This window comes from Nonomuraea zeae (genome assembly GCF_005889725.1).
GTDB classification, from domain to species: domain Bacteria; phylum Actinomycetota; class Actinomycetes; order Streptosporangiales; family Streptosporangiaceae; genus Nonomuraea; species Nonomuraea zeae.
In genome coordinates this window covers 1-4,863 of the sequence record NZ_VCKX01000508.1, presented here as the reverse complement: position 1 = coordinate 4,863, position 4,863 = coordinate 1, and the positions used below count along the sequence as shown (strand labels likewise).

At 73.9% G+C, this 4,863-nt stretch carries 6 protein-coding genes; 3 read left to right on the top strand and 3 right to left on the bottom strand.

The window, feature by feature from the left end; genetic code table 11:
• On the bottom strand, nucleotides 1-912 hold a 912-nt coding region (locus tag ETD85_RS60135; protein ID WP_240780137.1), incomplete at its 3' end, for a glycosyltransferase family 2 protein.
• On the bottom strand, nucleotides 909-2,540 hold the full coding sequence (locus ETD85_RS60130; protein ID WP_138698738.1) for a carbamoyltransferase family protein: 1,632 nt from the start codon (nucleotides 2,538-2,540) through the stop codon (nucleotides 909-911). The genes ETD85_RS60130 and ETD85_RS60135, both read right to left, overlap by 4 nt.
• A 169-nt stretch (nucleotides 2,541-2,709) precedes the next feature.
• Between ETD85_RS60130 and ETD85_RS60125 the strand changes: the two genes are divergently transcribed.
• The 3 genes from ETD85_RS60125 to ETD85_RS60115 are packed head-to-tail and all read left to right on the top strand — an operon-like array spanning nucleotide 2,710 to nucleotide 4,505.
• Nucleotides 2,710-3,303: a D-glycero-alpha-D-manno-heptose-1,7-bisphosphate 7-phosphatase gene (locus tag ETD85_RS60125; RefSeq protein WP_138698737.1), complete on the top strand. Its 594-nt coding sequence runs from the start codon at nucleotides 2,710-2,712 to the stop codon at nucleotides 3,301-3,303.
• The gene (locus ETD85_RS60120; RefSeq protein ID WP_138698736.1) at nucleotides 3,300-4,220 is read left to right on the top strand and encodes a glycosyltransferase; all 921 of its coding nucleotides are present in this window, start codon (nucleotides 3,300-3,302) and stop codon (nucleotides 4,218-4,220) included. The genes ETD85_RS60125 and ETD85_RS60120 overlap by 4 nt, the downstream gene beginning before the upstream one ends.
• Nucleotides 4,221-4,250: 30 nt before the next feature.
• Entirely contained in the window at nucleotides 4,251-4,505 is a 255-nt protein-coding gene (locus ETD85_RS60115; protein WP_138698735.1) for a WhiB family transcriptional regulator, read from the top strand.
• 22 nt (nucleotides 4,506-4,527) lie between these two features.
• Here ETD85_RS60115 and ETD85_RS60110 read toward each other — a convergent pair.
• Nucleotides 4,528-4,863: peptide deformylase (locus ETD85_RS60110; RefSeq protein WP_138698734.1), on the bottom strand; the 336-nt coding region annotated here is incomplete at its 5' end.

The window sequence follows — 4,863 nt, the reverse complement described above, 5'->3', positions numbered from 1 at the left end:
CGTCAGCCCCGCCACGCCGAGCAGCACCCGCCTGCCCCCGCCGGCCTGACCACCGTCAGCCCGAGCACCGCCGGCCCGGAGCCGTTCGCCGGGGCGCCTGCCGGGCCATCGCGCGAGGCGGCCGCTGAGGGTCCTGGCGGGGTGGCCGCCGGTGTGCTCGCGGGCGAGGGCGGCGGCGACGGTCAGGACCAGGGCCGCGAGACCGGCCGCCGTGGTCGCGGCGTGCACGCGCAGCCGGCCGCACGCCTCGCCGATGGCCGCGCGCCACCCGGGCCCGTGCAGGCGGCGCATGAGCGCGTCGTCCGCGTTGCCCCGCTGGAACCGCACGCTCGCCCAGAACCCGTCGTCCCGCACCGGGTGCGCCGTCACCCGCGCGCCCTTCACGAGCCGGTGCCCGGCCCGCGCCACCCGCAGCGAGAAGTCGGAATCCTCCCGGTACGCCCGGGGAAACCGTTCGTCGAACCCGCCGAGCGAGTCCAGCACCGCCCGCCGGTAGGCCATGTCGGCGGTCACCCACGAGGCCCCTTCGAGCCCCGCCGTGTGCCGCTCGCCGTCGGTGGGCCGCCGGCCGGCCGGTCGTGGCACCACGATGCGCCCCTGGCTGCCCGCCACGTCGTCGGGCAGGTCCGCAAGATCCTTCAGGACCGCCTCGGCCCACCCCGGCGCGGGCACGACGTCGTCGTCCAGGAACACCACCCAGGGCGTCCGCGCGGCCCGCCACCCGGCGTTGCGCGCCGCCGCGGGCCCCCGGCCGCCCGACCGGACGACCCGCACGTCCCAGGCGGGGGCGGCGACCGCGGGTGCCCCGGCTCTGCGGTCGTCGACCACGATCACCGGCACCCCCGGCCCGACCGCCGCCAGGGTCGCGCGCAGCGTGGCCCGCCCGACGGTGGGGATCACCACGGTGATCACGAGGCGAACACCTCCCCGCGCCGCACCAGGTACGGCCCCAGCGCGAGCACCTCCACCGGCGAGGAGCCGAAGCATTCGAGCGCGTCGCGCGGATCGTCCACCATGGGCCGCCCCGCCGTGTTGAGGCTCGTGTTGACCACCACCGGCAGCCCCGTGCGCGCCTCGAACTCGGTCAGCACCCGAGCCGTCAGCGGATCGGCGGCCGGCGAGACGGTCTGGACCCGCGCCGTCCCGTCGGCGTGCACCACGGCGGGGATGCGATCCACCCAGTCCGGGCGCACGTCGTGCACGAACAGCATGTACGGGGAGGGCACCGGCCCCCGCCCGAAGATCTCGGCGGCCCGCGACTCCAGCACCATCGGCGCGAGGGGCCGGAACTGCTCGCGACCCTTGACGTCGTTCAGCCGTTCGGTGTTGCGCGCGTGCCCCGGATGCGCCAGCAGCGACCGCCGCCCCAGCGCCCGCGGCCCGTACTCGGAGCGCCCCTGGAACCAGGCCACGATCCGGTCGGCGGCCAGCTCGGCGGCCACCGCGGCGGCCAGGTCGGCCGGGCGCGTGTGCGGGACGCGGGCCACCTCCAGCCAGGCGCCCAGTTCCTCGTCGGTGAAGCCGCGCCCGAGCGCGGCGTCCGCCATGGGTACGGGCCGGTCGCCCCAGGACTGCGCCAGATGCAGCGCGCCGCCCAGCGCGGTGCCCGAGTCGCCCGCGGCCGGCTGCACCCACACCTCGTCGAACGGGCCCTCGGCCAGCAGCCGGGTGTTGGCCACGCAGTTGAGCGCCACCCCGCCGGCCAGCGCGAGCCGCCGCTCCCCGGTCCGCTCGTGCAGCCAGCCGGCCAGTTCGAGCAGCACCTCCTCCAGCCTGGCCTGGACGCTGGCGGCCAGGTCGGCATGGTCGGCGGTCCAGGAGGCGCCCCTGGGCAGGGCCTTGGCGTAGCCGTTCCAGTCGACGGGATCGACGTGGAAGCCGCCGTCGCCGGTCGGGTAGATCACCTCGCGCAGCGCCTCCAGGTGCCGTGGGCGGCCGTAGGAGGCCAGCGCCATGACCTTGTACTCGTCGGTGGAGCGCAGGAAGCCGAGGTGCTCGGTGACGTCCTCGTACATGAGGCCGAGCGAGTGCGGCAGCTCCTGCGCGGCCAGCACCTCCAGCTCGCCGTCGCGGTAGCGGCCGGCCAGGTGGGAGGCGTTCTCGCCGCGCCCGTCGCACACCAGCACCGCGCAGTCCCGCCAGGGCGAGGCCAGCGCGGCCGAGGCGGCGTGCGCCACGTGGTGCGGCACGTAGCGGACCTGGCCGGGGTCGAGGCCGGGCAGGGCGGTGGAGAGGAAGGCGGGGGCGCGCACGGCGTACGTGGTGCGCAGGTCCTCCCAGTCGCCCTCCGGCCGCTGGAGCACCAGGGACGGGTCGTAGGAGTAGGCCACCGCGTCGAGGTCCTCGGGGGAGAGCCCGGCTTCGCGCAAGCACCATGCCGCGGCCTGCTCGGGCAGCTCCCACGCCGAGAACGCCAGCGGCCGCTTGCCATGCTTGCGGCGGCTGAAGCGTTCCTCCTCAGCCGCGGCCACGATCCTTCCGTCGACCACGAGCGCGGCGGCCGGGTCGTGAAAGATCGCGTTGATGCCGAGAAATCTCATCGGTCCTCCCCTGCGAGATGTGGAGAGCCGCTACCGAGAGAGGCGCTACTCAAACATAGACGGTGGCCATGACCTGCGGAAACATGCGTAACCGTAAGGGATTGCTCACTCTGAGTGGTTGTTTGTCGGAGGAGCCCTCGGGTAGCTGCCGGTCACGCGACGGAGGTGAATGGTGTTCGAAAAGCGACGTCCCGGCGCCGTCCTCTTCGACCGGGACGGGACCCTGATCAGGGACGTGCCCTACAACCGCGACCCGGACCGTGTCGAGCCCATGCCGGGCGCGATCGAGGCGCTCGGCCGGCTGCGCCGCGCCGACATTCCGGTCGCCGTGGTGACGAACCAGTCCGGCGTGGCCAAGGGCCTGCTGTCGCCTGACGAGATGGACCAGGTCAACGCCAAGGTGGAGGAGCTGCTCGGCCCGTTCGACGCGTGGGCGATCTGCGTGCACGACGACGCCGACGGCTGCACCTGCCGCAAACCCGCGCCGGGGCTCGTGATCAGGGCCGCCGCCGTGCTCGACGTCAGCCCCCGCGACTGCGTGGTCGTGGGCGACATCGGCCGGGACATGGAGGCGGCCAGGGCCGCGGGCGCCAGGGGCATCCTGGTGCCGACGCTGGAGACGCTGCGCGAGGAGATCCAGCAGGCGGCCGAGGTCGCGGACGATCTCACCGACGTCGTGGACCGCGTGCTGAGCGACGCCGACGGCCCGGTCGGCGCCGTGTCCGCGCCCTGGGCCCGGGCGATGGGCTGGAGCCGCTGGTGAGAATCCTGATCTGGCACGTACACGGGTCATGGACCAGCTCGTTCATCCGGGGTGACCACGAGTACGTGCTGCCGCTTGTCCCCGGCCGTGGTCCCGACGGCCGGGGACGCGCGCGTACCTTCGACTGGCCGGCCGGCGTCCGCGAGGTGCCCTGGGACCGGCTCCGCGACGAGCCGCTCGACCTGGTCGTCTACCAGCGCCCGCACGAGCCCGAGCTGGCCCGCGAGTGGCTCGGCCGCGACCTGCCCGGCGTGTACGTCGAGCACAACACCCCCGCCGGCGACGTGCCGCGCACCCGGCACCCGCTGGCCGGCCAACGAGACATCACGATCGTCCACGTCACCCACTTCAACGAGCTGTACTGGGACAACGGCGGCGCGCGCACCCGCGTCATCGAGCACGGCATCCCGGACCCCGGCCACCTCTACACGGGGGAGCTGCCCAGGGCGGGCGTCGTGGTCAACGAGCCGGTACGCCGCACCAGGGTCGCGGGCACCGACCTGCTGCCGCGCTTCGCCGAGCAGGTGCCGCTCGACGTGTTCGGGATGCAGGTGACCGGGCTGCCGTACGCCACCCACGAGGACCTGCCCCAGCACGTCATGCACGCCGAGTTGGCCAGGCGGCGCGTCTACCTGCACCCGTACCGGTGGACCTCGCTCGGGCTGGCCCTCATCGAGGCGATGACCCTGGGCCTGCCGGTCGTCGCGCTGGCGGCCACCGAGGCAGTGGAGGCGGTGCCGCCCGAGGCCGGCGTCCTGTCCACCCGCGTGGACGTGCTGGCCGGCGCGCTGCGGGAATTCGTGGCCGATCCCGAGCGGGCGAGCCAGGCCGGAAAGGCCGCCAGGGCCGCCGCTCTGGCCCGTTACGGGCTCGCCCGATTCCTCGCGGACTGGGATCGCCTGCTCACAGAGGTATGAGGGCCGGAGGACCGGGTAGGCGAAAAAGTCATGATGATGCTCGACTGGACACGCAGGGCCGCCTGCCTCGACCTGGACCCGGAACTGTTCTTCCCCATATCGCTGGAAGGGCCGAGTCAGTCGCAGGTCGAGCAGGCCAAACAGGTGTGCGCGGGCTGCCCCGTTCGCGAGCCGTGCCTGGCCTACGCGCTGGACACCCGGCAGGCGTACGGCGTATGGGGCGGCACCGACCCCGACCAGCGGCGGGAGCTGCAGACCCGGCACGCGGCCGGCCTTCGATCCTGAAATCCACGAGTGCCCGCACCGATCAGCTCGTGAGCGCCGCCTCGGCGAGGAAGCGCTCGCGCTCGCCCGCCTCCAGATGATCGCTGAACAGCACGCCGTCGAGATGGTCGGCCTCGTGCTGCAGCACCCTGGCCAGGGTGCCGAGCGCCCGCACGGTCACGGGCTTGCCGAACATGTCACGGCCACGCGCTGTGACCATGTAGGAACGTTCCAGTGGCCACCACAGCCCGGGCGCCGACAGGCAGGCCTCGTCGGCGGTGACCCGGCGCTCCGACAGCTCCAGCCGCGGATTGACCAGATGGCCCGACTTGCCGTCGTAGGAGTAGACCACCACCCGCAGCGGCACGCCGAGCTGCGG